This is a genomic window from Streptococcus azizii (assembly GCF_001984715.1).
Lineage (GTDB): Bacteria > Bacillota > Bacilli > Lactobacillales > Streptococcaceae > Streptococcus > Streptococcus azizii.
On sequence record NZ_MSPR01000010.1, the window covers coordinates 56,837 to 76,498 of the forward strand.

The following is a 19,662-nucleotide window of genomic DNA, read 5'->3' on the forward strand; positions in this document are numbered from 1 at the left end:
TGCCTAGTACTAAAAGTACTATAATAGCAGCCTATAATTGAACTTGGTTGTATTTCTTTTCAAAGTGCTTCAGAACATCTTTTGAAACTTCGTTGTAGGGTGTGACACTTTCCAAGTTCCCTTTGACAATCGTCCGCATCGTTGCCTGAATATCCTCACAGGTGACAAGTGTAACTTCTGTTTGACCTTCAACATCATCAATGACATAGACGCTTTCTGGAGTAACTGATTGCACACTTGTTACAAGATAGGTATAGACGTTTTGCTTATCTGTCAAATAAATCTTCATCCCCTCTTTCGCTTTTTCAAGCGGTGAAAAGAGAGTCTCGCTCGCCCCAGCAATTCCAAAGATATGATGGCTGGCCAATGAATAATTGCCCTGACCCATTTCCTGAGTCTCCTTCATTGTCCCTGCTCCATACATGAGGGCTACATTCGACAAGCCTTTAAAAATAGGAAGATTCACATTCAAATCTGGAATCGCAATTCCTCCAATAACAGGCAATTCTTGGGCTTCCCATTGTGCCTTTAAAACAGCCTCAGTCGAGATAGATTCTACCTGTTCAAAATCAAAGGTAGTTTCTGCCTGCCTATTTTTCTCAATATCAGCTTCTGTAACCTTAGTCACCTGATAGCGATTACTATTCCAAGCAATAACCATATTGCGAATCGAGGTATTAAAAATCAAGGCGAGGGCAATCAGGAGAAAGACAGCTGCTAGGACATTTCTCCAAATGCCACTGGTTTTCTTATTACTAGAACGTTTACGATTAGTCATATAAAATTACTCTTCCTCTACATCTTTAGAATCTACAGCATCTACTAAGGCGAAGGTGACGATACGAGCTTCTTCATCCAAGCGCATGACCTTTACCCCCATGGTCGCACGACCCGTTTGGGAGATATTGGCTACATTTGTCCGAATGATAACCCCTGTATCTGTAATCACCATAATATCTTCATCACCTGAAATCGTGGTCAATCCTGCTAGGTAACCATTCTTTTCTGCAACTTTAACCGTCTTGATTCCTTTACCACCACGACCCTTGGTTGGATATTCTGAGGCCAAGGTACGTTTTCCAAAACCGTTTTCTGTCAGGACCAGCACCTCTTGGTCATCTGAGACAACTGCAGCACCGACCAGGCAATCCCCTTCTCGGAGTCGCATACCCCGTACACCAGTTGCAATACGCCCCATATTTCGGACATCTGTCTCTGTGAAACGAACAGCGTAGCCAAATTTAGACCCCATAATAACATCTGTCTGACCATCTGTCAAGAATACGTTAATCAATTCATCATCTTCTTTCAGATTTAGAGCCTTTAAACCATTCTGACGAATGTTACCAAATTCGGCAACGCTGGTCCGTTTGACAATCCCTTGACGTGTGGTAAAGAAGAGGTAATGCCCTTCTTCTTGCTCCCTGGTCACATTGATAATCGTTTGAATGGATTCATTTTCTTCCAATTTCAAGAGATTCACCACTGGTAAGCCCTTGGCTGTACGACCATATTCAGGGATTTCATACCCTTTTAGACGGTAGACTCGGCCCTTATTAGTAAAGAAGAGGAGCCTATCATGCGTGCTAGTAGAAACCAATTCACGAACAAAATCATCATCTTTGACACCCGTTCCTTGAACACCGCGTCCTCCACGTTTTTGAGCATGGAATTCATCCTGGGCAAGACGTTTGATATAGCCTTGATTTGACAGCGTGATTAGCACATCTGTTTCTTCAATCAAGTCCTCATCTTCCAGTGATAAAACTTCTCCAACCATCAATTCTGTCCGACGAGGATCGGCATATTTGCGCTTAATTTCCTCTAGCTCGTCCTTAATAATCTGGACAACACGGGCTGGTTTGGCTAAAATATCTGCCAAATCTGCAATCAAGGCAAGCAGTTCATCGTATTCTGATTGGATCTTATCGCGCTCCAATCCCGTCAAACGACGAAGGCGCATATCTAAAATCGCTTGACTTTGCCGTTCGGACAATGCAAAACGACTCATCAATTCAGCCTGAGCAATCGCATCGGTTTCACTGTTACGAATAACCCTGATGACTTCATCAATATGGTCTAGGGCAATCAGTAAACCTTCTAAAATATGGGCGCGTGCTTCAGCTTTTTCTTTATCAAATTGAGTTCGGCGGGTCACCACTTCTTTTTGATGTTCCACATATGCGTCCAAGATTTGGCGAACAGAGAGAATCTTTGGAACGCCATTTTGAATGGCTAACATATTGAAACTAAAGTTAGTTTGAAGCTGGGTTAGTTTGAAAAGGTTATTTAAAATAACATTAGCCGACGCATCGCGTCTCACTTCAATGACAAAACGAACTCCCTCGCGATTGGATTCATCACGAACAGCGGTAATCCCATCGATACGTTTTTCCTGCACCAGACGAACAATATGCTCATGAACTTTTGTCTTATTGACCATGTAAGGAAATTCGGTAACAACGATACGCTCACGCCCATTCCCGTATTCCTCGATTTCTGTCCGAGAGCGCAGGACAATAGACCCTTTCCCGGTTTCATAAGCACGGTGAATCCCTGATTTCCCCATGACAAGAGCACCCGTTGGAAAATCAGGTCCTGGCAAGACTTCCATAATATCCCGAGTGGTCGCTTCTGGATTATCGATAATCAAATTGACCGCTTCAATCGTCTCACCAAGATTGTGGGGAGGAATATTCGTCGCCATCCCTACCGCAATACCTGTAGTACCATTGACTAGGAGGTTTGGAAAACGGGCAGGCAGTACCTCTGGCTCGCGCTCACTAGCATCATAGTTATCTGCAAAATTGACGGTGTTCTTGTTGATGTCTCGCAACATTTCAAGAGCAATTTTAGTCATGCGCGCCTCAGTATACCGCTGGGCAGCCGCTCCGTCTCCGTCCATTGAACCAAAGTTTCCATGTCCATCCACTAGCATGCAACGGTAGCTCCACCATTGAGCCATCCGGACCATCGCCTCATAAATCGCACTATCACCATGCGGGTGGTATTTACCCATGACATCCCCGGTAATACGAGCGGATTTTTTATGCGGTTTATCTGGCGTAATCCCCAATTCATTCATCCCGTACAAAATGCGACGGTGAACGGGCTTTAGACCATCTCTCACATCAGGAAGGGCTCGTGCGACAATAACGCTCATTGCATAATCAATGAAGCTAGTCTTCATTTCGCTAGTCAGATTTACATCTACTAAATTTTTATCCTGCATTAAATCTGTCTCTTTTCTCTAGAAAGTATCTATTATATTATAACATATTGTGAAGAAATTTTCTTGCTGGCAAGCTGTAATGTAAACATTTTCAAAGCGTCTTTCACAAGTGACAAAGTACCTAAAAAGTGCTAGAATGATAGATGATTGGGACGTGAGTCCCCAAATAAAACTAAGGAGATGTTTAGAACATGACTGCAACTAAACAACATAAAAAAGTTATTCTTGTCGGTGATGGTGCTGTAGGTTCTGCGTATGCTTATGCACTTGTCAACCAAGGAATTGGTCAAGAATTAGGTATTGTTGACATCAACAAAGATCGTACACAAGGCGATGCAGAAGATTTGAGCCACGCTCTTGCATTCACTTCACCTAAAAAAATCTACTCTGCTGATTATTCTGATGCACATGATGCAGATCTTGTTGTCTTGACAGCAGGCTTGCCACAAAAACCAGGTGAAACTCGTCTGCAGTTGATTGAAAAAAACCTTCGCATCAATCAACAAATCGTAACCGAAATTGTTAATTCTGGCTTCAATGGTATTTTCCTCGTTGCAGCGAACCCAGTTGACATCCTTACTTATTCTACTTGGAAATTCTCAGGCTTCCCTAAAGAGCGTGTGATTGGTTCAGGTACCTCTCTTGATTCTGCTCGATTCCGTCAAGCACTTGCTGAAAAAATCGGAATTGATGCACGTTCAGTTCACGCCTATATCATGGGTGAACACGGTGATTCTGAATTTGCTGTATGGTCACATGCAAACGTTGCAGGGGTGAAATTAGAACGTTGGTTGCAAGACAACCGTGATATTGATGAGCAAGGACTTGTTGACTTGTTTGTATCTGTTCGTGATGCTGCCTACTCTATCATCAATAAAAAGGGTGCTACTTACTATGGTATCGGTGCTGCCCTTGCCCGTATCACTAAGGCAATTTTTGATGATGAAAATGCAGTACTACCACTCTCTGTTTACCAATCCGGTCAATATGAAGGTGTTGAAGATGTCTTTATCGGACAACCAGCAATTATTGGCGCTCACGGTATCGTTCGTCCAGTCAACATTCCATTGAACGATGCTGAATTGCAAAAAATGCAGGCATCTGCTAAGCAGTTAAAAGATATTATGGACGATGCTTTTGCAAATCCAGAAATTGCTGCATCCGTTAAAAACTAATACTCACTAAAAATCAAAAAGCAAACTAGGAAGCTAGCCCAAGGTTGCTTCTATACCTCTAAGGACTATAGAAGGTGGCAGCTCGAACTGGAGAAAGCCAATGACCTCCGTAAAGTACGGCAAGGCTGACGAGGTTTGAAGAAATTTGAAGAGTATAAAATAAATAAAAAGAAGGAGTTGAGCAAGATGCTCAGCTCCATTTTTATTATTTAGATTTGATATAGTTGATACCATCTGCTTTCGGTGCTACTGCTTTTCCAAAGAAAGCTGCTAGGGCCACTACCGTAATTAGGTAAGGTGCAATCTGTAGATACACAGTAGGAACTTGTGAAAGACCTGGAAGCTGGGCGCCAATAACTGCCAAACTTTGAGACAAACCAAAGAATAGACTAGCCAGCATGGCACCAAGTGGATTCCATTTACCGAAAATCACAGCTGCGAGAGCGATGAAGCCAGATCCGACAATAGTCGTTGCTGAGAAGTTAATATTAACGGTTTGGGCACTGACAGCACCTCCAACGCCACCGAGAAAACCAGCAATAAGAACACCAGCATAGCGCATCAGATATACATTGATACCTAATGTATCAGCAGCTTGTGGATGCTCACCAACTGAACGAAGACGCAAACCAAATTTCGTTTTATAAAGAATAAACCAAGATAGAAAGGCCATGGCGATGGCGATATAGCCCATTAAACTGGTATTTTTAAAGAACACATCCCCAATGACTGGAATCTTTTCCAACACTGGAAATGAAAATTTACCAAATGATTCTGGAATGCTATCTGTCTGCCCCTTGTGGTACAGAACCTTGACCAGAAAAACGGATAAAGCAGGTGCTAGTAGATTGAGGACCGTTCCTGATACGACATGGTCTGCACGAAAATGAATGGTTGCTACTGCGTGGATAATCGCAAACAGCAAGCCAGCTACTCCACCGACCAAGACAGCTAACAGCGGAGTTGTCTTTCCAAAAATACTGGCAAATTCAATATTAAATACAACTCCAGCAAAAGCACCGATTACCATGATGCCTTCCAGTCCCACATTGACAATACCAGCACGTTCAGAGAATACTCCGCCAAGACTAGTAAAAATAAGGGGAGCTGAATAAATCAACATTTGCGAAACAAGCAGCGTTACGATTGTCAGATTCATACCTAGTTAGCTCCTTTCGCTTTTTTTCTACGTTTTAATAATTGTTCAAAGATGAATTTAACACCGACAAAGAAGATGATAGAGGCGGTGACTACGTTGATCAATTCAGGTGGAATCTGCGCCTTCACCATACCAGGTGCTCCGATTGACAAGGTTCCAAATAAGAAAGCGGCAAAGGGAATTCCTAACGGCGAATTAGAGGCCAGTAAAGCTACAGACATTCCATTAAAGCCAATATCTAAATTTCCACCTTGAGTATAGACATTTTGGAAGGTCCCAAGTCCCTGAATAGCACCACCGATACCTGCCAAGGCACCTGAGATAATCATGGAGAGAATGATGGTCCGCTTAGCAGACATTCCTGCGTAATCAGAAGCCGTTGGATTGAGTCCCACAGAACGAATCTCAAACCCAAGGGTTGTTTTAGTCAGTAGGAACCAAATGATTATCACGGCAATAATGGCAAAGAAAATCCCAATATTTATCCGAGAATTTGCTGTTAGCTCTGTCAGCCAATCCAAACGATAGGAGGCATTGGCTGAGATATTGATACTAGAATCCTTGTTCTTCATCAAATCAGCCGCAAAGACATTGCGAATAATATAGTTACTCGTATACAGTAAGATGTAGTTCATCATAATGGTCACAATCACCTCACTCGTTCCAAGATAGGCACGTAAAACTCCTGGAATTGCTCCTGCAAGCCCCCCTGCTATCATCGCAACTAAAACAGTTGCAAGGATTAACAAAGGACGTGGCAAATCTGGATTGGCTAAGGCAAACCAAGCTGCAAATACCCAGCCTACAAGTGCTTGACCTGAAAGCCCCACGTTAAAGAATCCGGCACGACTAGCTACTGCAAATCCTAGCGCTGTAAAGATGAGTGGAGCCATAGCCGCAAAAATCTCCCCGATAGATTTTACAGAGCCAAAAGCCGAATAAAATAATTGATCATAACCTGCAATAGGGTCATAGCCAAACACAAGCATGATGATAGCTCCTAGTAATAAGCCAGACACAACCGCAAGTAGGGGGAGGGTTATGTTTTGTAACTTCTTAGCCATTTGCTTCCTCCTTTTCCAGTTTTCCACCAGCCATTAGGAATCCTAGTTCTTGTTTATTGGTCTTTTCAGGATCCACAATACCATGAATAACACCATCGTGAATCACTGCAATACGATCTGATACATCCAAAATTTCATCCAATTCAAAGCTAACGACCAGTACAGCCTTTCCTTTATCACGCTCTGCTATAAGACGTTTCCGGATATATTCAATCGCTCCAACATCAAGACCACGCGTTGGTTGACTGACAATCAATAAATCAGGATTGCGATCAATTTCTCGTGCAATAATAGCTTTCTGCTGGTTTCCTCCAGAAAGAGCCTTGGCTGGGACAAGCTCACTCGCACCACGAACGTCAAATTCTTCCATCAATTCACGAGCTTTTTGGTTTATCACATCATAATTCAAGATTCCATTTTTGGAAATCGGCTCCTTATAATAGGTCTGTAAAGCGATATTTTCAGCCACAGTCATCTGCAAGACTAGGCCATCACGGTGACGGTCTTCTGGCACATGGCTCACATTCATCTCGGTAATTTTCCGAGGTGGTTTTCCGACTACTTCTGTGCCTTTAATGAAAATTTGACCAGACTTTACCTTGCGAAGTCCTGTAATCGCTTGAATAAGCTCGCTTTGGCCATTTCCATCAATCCCTGCAATCCCAACAACTTCCCCTGCTCGAACATCAAGCGATAGGCCTTTTACAGCTGGAATTCCTCGATTCTCATGAACAACTAAATCTCTAATAGATAAGACAACCTCTTTTGGATCTGCTGCTACTTTCTCTGTCTTAAAGGATACGGAGCGTCCAACCATCCACTCTGCCAAGTCTTTATTGCTTGCTCCAGCAACTTCAACTGTTTCAATCGATTTTCCGCGACGGATAACCGTTACGCTATCAGCAACCGCACGGATTTCGTCTAACTTATGAGTAATTAGAATAATGGATTTTCCTTCTTGAACCAGAGTCTTCATGATTTTGAGAAGTTCTGTGATTTCTGCTGGTGTCAAAACAGCTGTCGGCTCATCAAAAATCAATAAATCGGCCCCACGGTAGAGAGTCTTGAGAATCTCCACTCGCTGTTGGGCGCCCACTGAAATATCCGCCACTTTGGCAGTTGGATCCATCTCTAAACCATATTTAGCTGATAATTCTTTAATATCCTTGATAGCCTGTTTAATATCTATCACACCAGCTTTTGTGGTTTCACTTCCTAAAATAATATTCTCAGCAACCGTAAAAGCATCCACGAGCATAAAGTGCTGGTGAACCATCCCAATTCCTAAATGCGCTGCCTTGGATGGGGAATCAATTGTTACAACTTGACCATTTATAGCAATTTCTCCACTTGTCGGTTCTAAGAGGCCCGCAAGCATATTCATCAATGTAGACTTACCTGCACCGTTTTCTCCTAAAAGGGCATGAATCTCTCCACGTCTGACATTTAAATTGATATGATCATTTGCTACAAAATCACCAAAGATCTTTGTGATTTCTCGCATCTCAATGACATAATCTTTTGTCATAATCTTCTTTCCTTTCGGACTATATTTTGTCAGTAAAACCCACCAAACATGGATTGATAGGCTTTACTGAAATCATACAATCTCAATTCCTAAAACGGCGACCGAGTCAGGTCGCCGTTTCGGATCACAAACTATCTATTATTTTTTCTCAGGTGCTTCTGGCACTTCAACTTTTTTATCCAAGATATCTTTCTTAGCAGCTGCTACTGCTTCTGAAGTATCACTTGAAAGATTTGTTTCAGCCAAGTCTACCCCTTTATCAGCCAGTGAGAATGTGATGATTTCACCACCAGGAAATTCTCCCTTAAGAGCTTTGTTGGCAATATCTTTTACAGAAGTACCCACTTCTTTAAGAGTGGAAGCCAATACGAAGTTCGACTCTTTTCCATCTTTTGAAGTATATTTACCTTCTGCTGACTGGTCACGGTCTACCCCGATTACCCAAACCTTATCTGCTTCGTTACGTGTTTCGTTCTCTGCTTTCGCCGCTGCAAAGACACCGTTACCCGTACCTCCTGATGCGTGGAAGATTACATCTGCTCCAGCAGCATATTGAGCAGCAGCCAAGGTCTGACCTTTCGCTGCATCCGCAAATGAACCTGCATAGTCAACCGTTACTTTAATATCTTTATTAACAGATTTTACACCTGCTACGAAACCTGCTTCAAAACGGTCGATGATGACAGATTCCATACCACCGATAAAGCCTACATGATTTGTTTTCGTTGACTTAGCAGCCGCTACACCAGCAAGATAAGATGCCTCGTGGTCTGCAAAGCCTACGCTAGCTACGTTCTTTTGATCTTTTACAACACTATCAACAATAACATAGTTAGTATCAGGATTGTTTGGCGCTACTTCAGCAATCGCATTTTCCAAGGCAAAACCGATACCAAATATCAAGTTGTAACCACCTGAAACAGCTGAATCAAGGTTTGTTACATAATCAGATTCACTACCGGATTGGAAGTAGGTATACCCTTCATCTTTCTTAAGACTATTCTCTTCTCCCCATGCAGTCAAACCTTCCCAAGCTGATTGGTTAAATGAACGGTCGTCAACACCACCGACGTCAGTGACAACTGCTGCTTTTACTGCTGAATCAGCGCTTGAGCTTGAATCATTCTTAGCTGCACGGTTACCACAAGCAGCAAGTGCTACAGTTGCAAGAGTTGCAACACCTAAACCAATAAGTTTTTTGTTCATTTCTGAACCCTCCTAAAAATTCTTTGTGCAACTTTCGTTGCAAAATGGAAATGATGCAGTCAAATAACTGCCTTACAGACCTAGCTTAAGTCTGTAAAAGAATACGGAAGTAATTCCCCGACTGTCATCTCGACTGTCGATTTATCTTTAGCAACCAATGTTACAGTTAAGTCCGGTTCAAAAAATTCTGCCATAACTTGACGACATGCGCCACATGGCGATACCGGCTTTTCTGTCTCACCATAGACGATTAACTCCGAAAACTCCAACACTCCTTCTGAAACAGCTTTGAAAATTGCTGTCCTCTCGCCACAGTTTGTCAGACCGAAGCTAGCATTTTCAATATTAACACCTGTAAAGACCTGCCCGTCTTTAGCAACTAATACAGCACCGATAGGAAAGTGGGAATAAGGAACATAGGCTTTTTTACTAACTTCAATAGATAAATCAATTAAATCAGTAGTCGCCATCTGCCTTTTCTCCCTTCATAATTGCTACACCAGAAGAGGCTCCAATACGAGTCGCACCTGCGTCAATAAAGGCTTTTGCATCATCGTAAGAGCGAGCTCCACCAGATGCTTTTACCCCCATATCTGGACCGACTGTTTTCCTCATCAAGGCTACATCTTCCACCGTAGCACCACCAGTTGAAAAACCTGTAGAAGTCTTGACAAAGTCAGCGCCCGCTTCTTGTGACAACTGACATGCTTTTACTTTTTCATCATCTGTCAATAGACAGGTTTCAATAATTACCTTGACCAATTTATCGCCACTTGCTTCTACAACCGCTTGAATATCTTTCAATACAAGATCATAATCTTGCGCTTTAAGGGCTCCGACATTGATGACCATATCAATTTCATCTGCCCCATTTGCAATCGCATCCTTGGTTTCAAAGGCCTTGACTGCTGATGTATTGGCCCCTAGAGGGAAACCGATGACCGTGCAAACTTTCACATCTGTATCTTTTAGTTCCTGAGCTGAAAGAGCCACCCAAGTTGGATTGACGCAGACACTTGCAAAGTCGTACGCTTTCGCTTCTTCAATAATTGCTAGGATTTGCTCTTCTGTTGCATTGGGTTTAAGCAATGTATGATCAATATATTTATTTAATTTCATGTTTTTCTCCGTACATTATGATACAATTTCGATAATTTCTTTCGGCTTTACGCTCATATTCCCTATTTTAACATTTTTTTGGAAATTTGTAAGCATATTTTCTGAAATATTTTCATTTGCAAAAATAGTTGCGATTTCCTGACCTTCTTTGACGGCTTCTCCAACTTTTTTATGAAAGACAATTCCTGTCTCATAGTCAAGCGAATCTGTCTTGACTGCCCGACCTGCGCCCAGTTTCATGGCAAACAAGCCAAATTCCAAAGCTGGTAGAGCTGTAATAACCCCACTTTTCTGGGCGAGCACTGGTACTTGATAAGAAACTTGCACCTGACGATACAAATCTTCTAGCTCCCCTCCCTGAGCAACTATCATTTCTTCAAATTTTTGAAGGGCAGAGCCATCCAACAAGTGCTTACGGACTTCTTCTACTGTCTTTTTAACATCAGCAAGCCCCAGCATGATTTGTGCCAATTCACAAATAAATTCGGTCACATCCTCACGTCCCTTGCCCTGCAAAATCTCCAAGGCTTCTAAAATTTCAAGCCGATTTCCGATACTTGTCCCGACTGGTTGGGACATGTCAGTAATCACAGCAACCGTCTTTCTGCCGACTGCCTTTCCGAGTTCAACCATGGTTTGTGCTAATTGGCGAGCATCCTCTATGTTTTTCATAAAAGCGCCTTCACCAACTGTTACATCCAGTAAAATCGCATCAGCCCCTGCCGCAATTTTCTTAGACATAACAGAACTTGCAATCAAGGGAATAATATCAACTGTTGCAGTCACATCCCTAAGGGCATAGAGCAATTTATCCGCCTTGACCATATTATCCGATTGACCGATAACCGCTAGACCAATGTCTTGTACCTGCTGGATAAACTGGTCTTGTGTCACTTCAATCTGGTAACCCCTGATAGATTCTAGCTTATCTAGAGTACCTCCTGTATGCCCCAAGCCACGACCACTCATTTTGGCAACCGGAACACCAAAACTAGCCACTAGTGGAGCTAGAATCAAGGTTACCTTATCACCAACACCTCCAGTGGAGTGCTTATCCACTTTAATACCTGAAATGGCTGACAAATCAATTTCTTCACCACTTGCGACCATTGCCATGGTTAAATCAGAGATTTCCCTTGTAGACATCCCCCTAAAGTAAACTGCCATAGCAAATGCAGCCATCTGATAATCTGGGATACTGCCTGTAGCGTAGCCACTAATCAGCCAGTTTACTTCATCTGTCGTCAGTTCATGACCATCTCGCTTTTTCTGAATTAAGTCGACCGTCCTCATTCTTTCACACTTTCTAAAATATAATATCCCTTATCTTTTCTCAGGATTGTGCAGTTTCCAAAAACCTCCTCCATTTTTGCTTTGGCGCTCGGTGCACCCTGCTTTTTCTGAATCACGATAAACAACCGTCCGCCAATCACCAGACAGTTATCCGCACCTTGGATGATTTCATGCACGACTGCCTTTCCTGCTCGAATCGGCGGATTTGAAATGACATAGTCAAAGGTTTCGGATACATTTTCATAAATATCCGATTGAAAAATAGAGGCCTGAACCTTATTTCTGTCAGCATTTTGAATGGCCAAATCAATGGCTCGACTGTTAATATCAATCAGAGTGGGCAAAACCCCAAAAACTTTCCCTAAAGTCAAACCAAGTGGACCATATCCACAGCCCACATCTAACAATCTTTTGCCCTCGTCCAAATCCACTGTATTTAAAAGAACTTGGCTACCGTAGTCTACCATCTTCTTACTAAATACACCTGCATCAGTTAAGAAAAACATCTCTTGTCCGAGCAGAGTGACATGAAGCTCATGAAGATCATGAGCCACACTAGGATTTTTCTCGTAATACATATTTACCATACCCTTATTATACCATTTAATAAAAACGTTTACAAGAGATTGCCTTACTCCTTTCAATCATTTTACACTTGTAAAAAATCATGCTACAATGGTGCTATGAAGAATGAACTAATCAATTTTGAAAAAATTAACCGTCAAACCTGGCAGCAACTGCATAGGAATACAACTGTTCCACTCACGCAGGATGAACTAAATTCTATCAAAAGTTTCAATGATACAATTAGCCTCCAAGATGTCCTTGATGTCTACCTGCCGCTCATCAATCTGATTCGGATTTATAAGAAAGCAAGTGAGGACCTTTCTTTCTCTAAAAGCCTTTTTTTACAAAAAAAAATCAAGAGCCAACCCTTTATCATCGGAATTTCTGGAAGCGTGGCTGTCGGAAAATCAACGACTAGCAGGCTCTTGCAGATTTTACTGACGAGAACCTTTAAGCATGCCAAGGTGGAGATGGTCACAACGGACGGCTTTCTCTATCCCAATGCCCTGCTGAAGGAAAAGAAGCTCCTTGATCGAAAGGGATTTCCCGAATCTTACAACATGGAATTGCTCCTTGACTTTTTGAATACCATTGAAAATGGACATGATTTCCAAATTCCTGTCTACTCCCATGAAGTCTACGATATTGTACCAGACCAGTATCAGACCATTTCAGCTCCTGACTTTCTAATCGTTGAAGGAATCAACATCTTTCAGAACCCCCAAAACCAACACCTCTACATCAGCGACTACTTCGATTTAGCTATCTATGTTGATGCAGCGGTAGAAAATATCGAGAGCTGGTATCTGGAACGCTTTAAGAAACTATTAACACTAGCTAAAAGTAACCCTAGTAATTACTATCACCGCTTTTTGAACATGTCCGAGGAGGAAATCTCCAGCTTTGCCCACAGCATCTGGGAAACCATCAATCTAGTTAACCTAAGAGACTACATCGAGCCAACTCGACATCGGGCGGACATCATTCTTCATAAGGCAAAAAATCATGAAATTGATGAAATTTACTTGAAAAAATAATTTCTTCTTGTCAAAATCTATTTTTTCAGATATAATAGTATAGTTAGTATAGAATAGGTGGAGGTGAAACCATTGGCAAACATTAAGTCAGCTATCAAACGTGCTGAATTGAACGTAAAACAAAACGAAAAAAACTCAGCTCAAAAATCAGCTATGCGTACTGCAATCAAAGCATTTGAAGCAAATCCTTCTGAGGAGCTTTTCCGCGCTGCTAGCTCAGCTATTGATAAAGCAGAAACTAAGGGCTTGATTCATAAAAACAAAGCGAGTCGCGACAAGGCACGTCTTGCATCAAAACTTGCATAAAAAAGAGGTCCAATGGACCTCTTTTTCACGAGCCTGGAAATGAGGTAGCGAGTCGTGGTCCAGTGGACCTCTTTTTCACGAGCCTGGAAATGAGGTAGCGAGTCGTGGTCCAATGGACCTCTTTTTCACGAGCCTGGAAATGAGGTGGCGAGTCGAGGTCCAATGGACCTCTTTTTCACGAGCCTAGAAATGAGATAGCGAGTCGAGGTCCATTGGACCTCTTTTTCACGAGCCTAGAAACGAGATAGCGAGTCGAGGCCACTGGATCTCTTTTTGTTTTTTAAAGACTATAAAAAGCTGACCGCCCGTTTGACAGGCAGTCAGCTTTTTAATCTTCATTGAGTATTATTTCATTGCACCAACTTCTTTACCAGCAATGCGTCCGTATGTAATAATATCCGTAATCGCATTCCCTCCTAGACGGTTTTTACCTTGGATGACACCTGTCAATTCTCCCGCTGCATAAAGTCCTGGGATAACCTTTCCATTTTCATCTAAGACTTCTGTCTTTTCATTGATGACAAGTCCTCCCATGGTGTGGTGGACAGACGGTGAAGCTTTTTCGATATAGTATGGTCCTTTTTCAAGGGATACCAAACCTCCACGGTGGTGGAACTCCTTATCTTCCCCTTCTTTTGCATAGGCATTCACTTTTGCAAGAGTTTCTTTCAAGCTATCCACATCAATGTCGAAAAACTTGGCTGCTTCTTCAATCGTATCGGCTTTGACCAGTAATTTTTCACGAATCAATTCGTCATATTCAGCCTTATGAGCTTCCTTCGTCTTGGAAATAGCATCGATATCATCGTTCCAAATTTGGTAGGCATAGCCACCTGTTTGAGCAAGAATAGCTTTAGAAATCACATCACGGCGCTCCAACTCTTCTACAAAGCGTTTTCCTTCTTGGTTGACCAAGATGGCGCCGTCAAAGCGAGTATCTGCTAACAAGGAAATCATACCTGTCTTTGGATTAGCAATCGGATAGGTTTGGATACTTTCCATATTGGTAAGGGCTGCACCCACTTCTTGTGCCATGACAATTCCGTCTCCTGTTGTACCAACAGAATCCGTAGACAAGTAGCGCTCATCGTACTCTTTATTGTACTGTTTACGCATCTCAACATTTGAGCCAAAGCCTCCTGTTGTCAACACGACAGCATTTTTGGCAGTGAATGTCAATTCACGCTTATCTTTATCTGTTGCTGTAACACCAACGATTTTTCCACTGTCGTCTTTGATCAACTTCTCAGCTTTCACATTCAAAAAGACTGGAATCTTCAACTCGTCGGTCTTCATCTTTAATTTAGAGATTAGCTCGGCACCTGTATGTCCCACTGGAATCAAAGCACGCTTGTAAGTATGGCCACCAAATTGGAATAATTGGTCCGGTAGAAACTCAACCTTGATGTCATCTCGGAGCCACTCAGCAGATTCCAAGGCCTTTTCAGCCATCAAGCGAACCATCTTTGGATCTCCGACATTGTCGCCACCTTTCATAGTATCTTGATAATAGATGTCTACGGAGTCTCCTTCAATGCCCAATTTCTTTTGGACCCAGTTACCAGGTGCATTCATTTCACCACCAGAAAGGAGGGTATTTCCTCCAATAGCAGGAAGTTTTTCTAAAATAGCTACTTTTTTTCCAGCTTCTGCTGCTTCAATTGCCGCACTAAATCCTGCTCCGCCAGAACCAACAACTACCACATCAAAGGTTTGCTCTGAAGGAATCTGGTCTTTTTCTTTGGCTTGTTTTGACTTTTTAGCTGCTACAAGGGTGATGCCTGATTTTTCAACCGCATCTTTTACCGCATTGAGGTATCCCTCACTCGTTGCAGAAGCACCAGATACTGCTTCGACATCTGCTGAATTTTGAGCGATGATCATATCTTGTAGCTCTTCATAAACTGGTTCAGACAAAACCTTATTTTCATCCTGCTCCAAGACATCGATTTTGGTAATTGCCCCGTCTTTAATGGTAACAGCCACCTTGATGTCCCCGTGCTTACCACTACCTACACCTTCAAAGGTTCCACTTTTTTGGGCAGCAGAACAGCCTATCATCAGCAATACTGCAACAAAACTGAGCAGCATTAGCTTCCAACTTCTTTTCATGTTTCTCTCCTTTTCTCCTACTGTCAACCAATAGGTATGAAATAATATGTGCTTAAACACACATTTATTTTAACATAAAAATAAGATATTGCAACCGTTACCAGACTCTTTTCATCATTATGAGGAAAGTCAGAAAATTGCTATTTTTCAGTCTAATACTCAAAGAACATCCATAAACAGACGAGGAATACCGAGGTAGAGAACCTGGGCAACATACCATCCTTTTAGCGAGTATTGGCTAGAGGGCGCTGGGGCATTTTCTAATACCATTCCGTCACTTCAAAAGTGTAACTTTGTTCATTATAGACATATTTGTAGTTATTTACCTCCCCCAAGGCCTGAAAAATGGCATTATTTTCTGCTGAGGCCAGTGCAATCATCTGTTCCGCCGCCTCCTTAGTGGCAAATTGGATATGAATGATACTTGCTCCCTGTAGTCTTTGCTCAGTGATTGATTGTAAAACGGCTCCTTGATTAAACTCCGTAAAATAGACTCCTTTTTGAACATAGTAGTTTAGGGAATTGTCCGTACAAACGGGATAGGTCAGCTCCTGTGCTTGATAATAAGTATCCGTACCCCAGTACTTAAGCAAGTCTTTATCAGCCACTCTACTTCTTTCAAGCATCTCATTTGGAACGCATAGGTAATCATAGGAAATATCTGTATAGACTTCTCCGCCCATCGCTTGATCAAAAACAGGATCTCCCCATGTTGTATCAACACCGTAATATTGCCCATTGATATTGACCAAATTCCAAGCATGGCCAATCTCTCCCTCTGGCCCGCCTTTAGCAACTCCTGTCACATAGATACAATCAATTCCTGCTTTTTTGCACAAGTACTGAAAGGCTCGGCTATAGCCTGCACATACTGATTTTTTATCTACTAAAACACTCATAATGCCTTGGCTTCTCCAATTAAGACGCTTACTCTTTAGTGCTTCTATATCATACTCTGTCTGCTTGATAATCGTCTCATAAAAATACTTAACCTTTTCATAATCTGACCCAGTCGGCATCTGTGCCAGTAGGCTAGTTACCTGTTCCTCTAATTGATTACCCACTGAAGATAAGTCGCTCGGATAAAATGGTTCTTCTAGGTCTAGGAAATCAATTCCATCCATCATAGCGTCCTCATCAGTCAACCAATAAAATTCTGGATAGTCATTGGCAACAGATAGGTATACTCGTGCATAGCTCTCTTCATTGGTAAAGTCTATCTCAATCACTTGCGTTCGTTTTTTTAAGCCATTTACAAATTGAAGATAGATGCGACGTTCCTTATCCGTACCTAATTGTTGATAGTAGAAATTTCTTTGGACCTCTTCTTTTAAATTGGTTAATTCAGCCTCAAGTTGCTTCTTTTCTTGAGAGGCTTCTACTTGAAAGGCATCCAACTGCTCGCTTGTCCTTTGTGTTGAACAAGCTGATAGAACCGTGACTGATAGTAGGGTTACTATACCGAAAGAAAGTTTTTTCATCCTAACACTCCATATCTTTTTCTTTTATTTCAACTACCTTCGATGGATACTCTTTAACAATCAAAAAGCAAACGGATACTCTTAAAAATCAAAAGGAACCGTCGTAAAGAGTCTCGGTTTTTGATTTTTATTGAGTAGAAGAACCAGACTATTGTTGCTGTTCCTTGAGTATCAATGGTGGGAGTTCTCCGAATTTCTATTTTCTTTGAGTATACCATATCATCATTCCTATATTTTGTCAACGATAGAAAAATAGACTAGGTTCTCCCTAGTCTAGTCATCTAGTCTCTTATGCTTGCTTGGGTAAACGTAGCTCAAAAACGCTTCCTTTGGGCTGATTATCCTTCACGCTTATCTGACCACCGAGGGCTTCTACGATTTGCTTGGCAAGAGACAGTCCGAGGCCGAAGCCACCTTTTTGACGAGTTCTTGCCTTATCCACGCGGTAGAAACGGTCAAAAATCTTTGTTTTGTTTTCAGGGCTAATCCCAAGACCATTGTCTGCAACCCTGATGACAAGGAAGCGGTCTTTCATCAAGATGTCAATCCAGATATGCCCGTCACTCTCTGAATATTTCATGGCATTATCCACCAAGATAGTCATCAGCTGCTTAAGCAAGGTCTTATCTGTATACAGCACTTCCTCCACTTGATTGTTGACCTCCAAGATTTTACCATTTTCTTCGGCTATAATGCTATAGTTTGCTAGGGTTTTATCAAAGAAAGTAGGTTGAACAGCCACAATTTCTGGTTTTAAGCCATCCTCACGTCTAGCAAGGTTTAATAAATTGGTGGTTAACAGCCGCATGTTGCGCACTTCTGCTAGGCTTGAGGCGATATTCTCACTACTATCCATAATCGTTGCTTCCGGATGTCTAAAGAGACTTTCTAAGCGATTTTGCAAGACAGTGAGGGGAGTTCGCAATTCATGGCTAGCATTTTCCACGAACTCCTTCTGCTTTTGAAAACTGACTAAGAGCGGGCGCATACTGACGTTTGAAAGATAGATACTGGCCACAATCGAAATCAACCAAAAGCCAATCATGACAAACATGACCGTTGATTCGTAAGTCGCAATGGAAGACTTAATTTGACTGGTGTTAAAAAGAATGGCGGCATATTTGATGTCTAGACCCGTGTAGGCTGAGACAGCGTCGCTCGGCAAGGCAAGCGTCATACAGCGATAGTACTCTTGCTCACCAAAGGGAGTTGTCACGGCACACTCCTTAATGCTGTCTAAAGACTTCTTGTCAACGCTTAAACTCGCCAAACCAGAGAAATAATCCACTTGGTTGAGTCGGTTGCCCTTGCTATCGTAGAGGATTACGTGGTAATTGGCATTCAGCCTGATTTTGGACGTTGTATAAAAGAGCTTATATTTTTTTTCGTCATCCGTTGCATCCTTGTCCTCTTGGTCCCCACTGGTATTTTTTTCCCAAACGATTTCTGCTTCAGGCGACAGACCTCTAGCTCTTGCAAATTCCATCATCACCTCTGGATTATTGGCAATTTCCTTGAAATTTTCGTCTGAAGTCCGATACATGGTAGAGCGCATTAGCTGAAAAATAATAAGGGTCATTAAACCGAAAATAAGGGTAAAAACAGCAAAATAACGGATAAAATATGAAAAATTATCCGTGCGGTAGAGCTTGCGAAATTTAGTCAACATTTTTTAAAATATAACCGACACTTCTGAGGGTTTGCAACTGCTCACCAAAGGCCGTTCCTTTCAATTTTTTCCTAATTTTAGAAACATAGACTTCTACCACTGAAATGGTCGTATCGCTATCAAATCCCCAAATCCGATCAAAGATTTGTGTCTTAGGGAGAATCACATTTTGATTCTGCAAGAAATAAACAAGCAGGTCGAATTCCTTTCCGAGAAACTCTACTTCATCATGATTGACAGTGGTGGTGTTGGTCGACAGGTCGACAGACAATTCCCCAAAATTCAAGACATTTTCATTAAATTTCCCCGAGCGTTTCAAAAGGGCTTGAATCCTCATTTTTAATTCTTCCAGGTAAAAGGGTTTGGTCAAGTAGTCATCCGCCCCCAATTCAAAGCCATGCCCCTTGTCGTCCAAACTTTCCTTGGCAGTGGTAATCAAGACTGGGGTAGTGATACCTTTTTCTCGTAACTCCTTGAGAACCTGAAAGCCATCCTTTTCCGGTAACATTAAATCCAGCAAAATCAGATCATAGACACCCGACTCTGCCTCATATAAGCCTTCATCACCGTCAAATACCTGCATCACATCTGCGAAATCATCTAAAAAATCAAACACTGAATTTGATAAACTCAAATCATCTTCTACTAATAGTATCTTAATCATTCTCGTCTCCCCTATGCTATCATTATACCATGAAGTTTTCTGTTTCCTGT

17 protein-coding genes are annotated in these 19,662 nt (G+C 41.9%); 3 read left to right on the plus strand and 14 right to left on the minus strand.

Annotated features, from left to right (window positions below; genetic code table 11):
• Positions 1-31: 31 nt before the first annotated feature.
• Both BVE84_RS06080 and gyrA read right to left on the minus strand, forming a co-directional pair.
• The gene (locus BVE84_RS06080; RefSeq protein ID WP_076996171.1) at positions 32-778 is read right to left on the minus strand and encodes a class A sortase; all 747 of its coding nucleotides are present in this window, start codon (positions 776-778) and stop codon (positions 32-34) included.
• A 6-nt stretch (positions 779-784) separates the two neighbouring features.
• A complete protein-coding gene (gene gyrA, locus BVE84_RS06085; protein WP_076996172.1) occupies positions 785-3,232 on the minus strand; it encodes a DNA gyrase subunit A in 2,448 nt (815 codons plus the stop codon).
• Between the two features lie 191 nt (positions 3,233-3,423).
• Here gyrA and BVE84_RS06090 point away from each other — a divergent pair, with 191 nt between their 5' ends.
• Positions 3,424-4,407 (plus strand): L-lactate dehydrogenase, encoded by a 984-nt coding sequence (locus BVE84_RS06090; RefSeq protein WP_076996173.1) that lies wholly within the window; start codon positions 3,424-3,426, stop codon positions 4,405-4,407.
• Positions 4,408-4,612: 205 nt separating this feature from the next.
• Here BVE84_RS06090 and BVE84_RS06095 read toward each other — a convergent pair whose 3' ends face one another.
• From BVE84_RS06095 to BVE84_RS06130, 8 genes are all read right to left on the minus strand, one after another.
• Positions 4,613-5,566, minus strand: coding sequence for an ABC transporter permease (locus BVE84_RS06095; protein ID WP_076996174.1), 954 nt, complete (start codon positions 5,564-5,566; stop codon positions 4,613-4,615).
• Between the two features lie 2 nt (positions 5,567-5,568).
• Positions 5,569-6,630 (minus strand): ABC transporter permease, encoded by a 1,062-nt coding sequence (locus BVE84_RS06100; protein ID WP_076996175.1) that lies wholly within the window; start codon positions 6,628-6,630, stop codon positions 5,569-5,571.
• Positions 6,623-8,158, minus strand: coding sequence for an ABC transporter ATP-binding protein (locus BVE84_RS06105; RefSeq protein WP_076996176.1), 1,536 nt, complete (start codon positions 8,156-8,158; stop codon positions 6,623-6,625). The genes BVE84_RS06100 and BVE84_RS06105 overlap by 8 nt, the downstream gene beginning before the upstream one ends.
• A 138-nt stretch (positions 8,159-8,296) precedes the next feature.
• Positions 8,297-9,364, minus strand: coding sequence for a BMP family lipoprotein (locus tag BVE84_RS06110; protein WP_076996177.1), 1,068 nt, complete (start codon positions 9,362-9,364; stop codon positions 8,297-8,299).
• A gap of 80 nt (positions 9,365-9,444) precedes the next feature.
• Complete coding sequence (locus BVE84_RS06115) at positions 9,445-9,834, minus strand: cytidine deaminase (RefSeq protein WP_076996178.1); 390 nt, start codon at positions 9,832-9,834, stop codon at positions 9,445-9,447.
• Positions 9,821-10,483: a deoxyribose-phosphate aldolase gene (deoC, locus tag BVE84_RS06120; protein WP_076996179.1), complete on the minus strand. Its 663-nt coding sequence runs from the start codon at positions 10,481-10,483 to the stop codon at positions 9,821-9,823. The genes BVE84_RS06115 and deoC overlap by 14 nt, the downstream gene beginning before the upstream one ends.
• 15 nt (positions 10,484-10,498) lie before the next feature.
• Positions 10,499-11,776, minus strand: a complete 1,278-nt coding sequence (locus BVE84_RS06125; protein WP_076996180.1) for a pyrimidine-nucleoside phosphorylase — start codon at positions 11,774-11,776, stop codon at positions 10,499-10,501.
• Positions 11,773-12,354, minus strand: a complete 582-nt coding sequence (locus BVE84_RS06130) for a class I SAM-dependent methyltransferase (protein ID WP_279625866.1) — start codon at positions 12,352-12,354, stop codon at positions 11,773-11,775. Before BVE84_RS06130 ends, BVE84_RS06125 begins: the two co-directional genes overlap by 4 nt.
• A gap of 105 nt (positions 12,355-12,459) precedes the next feature.
• Between BVE84_RS06130 and coaA the strand changes: the two genes are divergently transcribed.
• Positions 12,460-13,380 (plus strand): type I pantothenate kinase, encoded by a 921-nt coding sequence (coaA, locus tag BVE84_RS06135; RefSeq protein WP_076996182.1) that lies wholly within the window; start codon positions 12,460-12,462, stop codon positions 13,378-13,380.
• A gap of 57 nt (positions 13,381-13,437) precedes the next feature.
• Complete coding sequence (gene rpsT / locus BVE84_RS06140; RefSeq protein WP_012027069.1) at positions 13,438-13,686, plus strand: 30S ribosomal protein S20; 249 nt, start codon at positions 13,438-13,440, stop codon at positions 13,684-13,686.
• 345 nt (positions 13,687-14,031) lie between these two features.
• Here the strand turns inward: rpsT and BVE84_RS06145 are convergent, their stop codons facing one another.
• From BVE84_RS06145 to BVE84_RS06160, 4 genes are all read right to left on the minus strand, one after another.
• A complete protein-coding gene (locus BVE84_RS06145) occupies positions 14,032-15,798 on the minus strand; it encodes a flavocytochrome c (protein WP_076996183.1) in 1,767 nt (588 codons plus the stop codon).
• Positions 15,799-16,058: 260 nt separating this feature from the next.
• Complete coding sequence (locus BVE84_RS06150) at positions 16,059-17,279, minus strand: transglutaminase domain-containing protein (protein ID WP_076996184.1); 1,221 nt, start codon at positions 17,277-17,279, stop codon at positions 16,059-16,061.
• A gap of 289 nt (positions 17,280-17,568) precedes the next feature.
• On the minus strand, positions 17,569-18,948 hold the full coding sequence (locus BVE84_RS06155; RefSeq protein ID WP_076996185.1) for a sensor histidine kinase: 1,380 nt from the start codon (positions 18,946-18,948) through the stop codon (positions 17,569-17,571).
• Positions 18,938-19,612, minus strand: coding sequence for a response regulator transcription factor (locus BVE84_RS06160; protein WP_076996186.1), 675 nt, complete (start codon positions 19,610-19,612; stop codon positions 18,938-18,940). The genes BVE84_RS06155 and BVE84_RS06160 overlap by 11 nt, the downstream gene beginning before the upstream one ends.
• Positions 19,613-19,662: the final 50 nt, after the last annotated feature.

Bases quoted from the DNA above. Each gene is read 5' to 3' on its own strand.
- BVE84_RS06080 (WP_076996171.1), bottom strand. From the start codon at position 778: ATGACTAATCGTAAACGTTCTAGTAATAAGAAAACCAGTGGCATTTGG.
- gyrA (WP_076996172.1), bottom strand. From the start codon at position 3,232: ATGCAGGATAAAAATTTAGTAGATGTAAATCTGACTAGCGAAATGAAG.
- BVE84_RS06090 (WP_076996173.1), top strand. From the start codon at position 3,424: ATGACTGCAACTAAACAACATAAAAAAGTTATTCTTGTCGGTGATGGT.
- BVE84_RS06095 (WP_076996174.1), bottom strand. From the start codon at position 5,566: ATGAATCTGACAATCGTAACGCTGCTTGTTTCGCAAATGTTGATTTAT.
- BVE84_RS06100 (WP_076996175.1), bottom strand. From the start codon at position 6,630: ATGGCTAAGAAGTTACAAAACATAACCCTCCCCCTACTTGCGGTTGTG.
- BVE84_RS06105 (WP_076996176.1), bottom strand. From the start codon at position 8,158: ATGACAAAAGATTATGTCATTGAGATGCGAGAAATCACAAAGATCTTT.
- BVE84_RS06110 (WP_076996177.1), bottom strand. From the start codon at position 9,364: ATGAACAAAAAACTTATTGGTTTAGGTGTTGCAACTCTTGCAACTGTA.
- BVE84_RS06115 (WP_076996178.1), bottom strand. From the start codon at position 9,834: ATGGCGACTACTGATTTAATTGATTTATCTATTGAAGTTAGTAAAAAA.
- deoC (WP_076996179.1), bottom strand. From the start codon at position 10,483: ATGAAATTAAATAAATATATTGATCATACATTGCTTAAACCCAATGCA.
- BVE84_RS06125 (WP_076996180.1), bottom strand. From the start codon at position 11,776: ATGAGGACGGTCGACTTAATTCAGAAAAAGCGAGATGGTCATGAACTG.
- BVE84_RS06130 (WP_279625866.1), bottom strand. From the start codon at position 12,354: ATGTATTACGAGAAAAATCCTAGTGTGGCTCATGATCTTCATGAGCTT.
- coaA (WP_076996182.1), top strand. From the start codon at position 12,460: ATGAAGAATGAACTAATCAATTTTGAAAAAATTAACCGTCAAACCTGG.
- BVE84_RS06145 (WP_076996183.1), bottom strand. From the start codon at position 15,798: ATGAAAAGAAGTTGGAAGCTAATGCTGCTCAGTTTTGTTGCAGTATTG.
- BVE84_RS06150 (WP_076996184.1), bottom strand. From the start codon at position 17,279: ATGAAAAAACTTTCTTTCGGTATAGTAACCCTACTATCAGTCACGGTT.
- BVE84_RS06155 (WP_076996185.1), bottom strand. From the start codon at position 18,948: ATGTTGACTAAATTTCGCAAGCTCTACCGCACGGATAATTTTTCATAT.
- BVE84_RS06160 (WP_076996186.1), bottom strand. From the start codon at position 19,612: ATGATTAAGATACTATTAGTAGAAGATGATTTGAGTTTATCAAATTCA.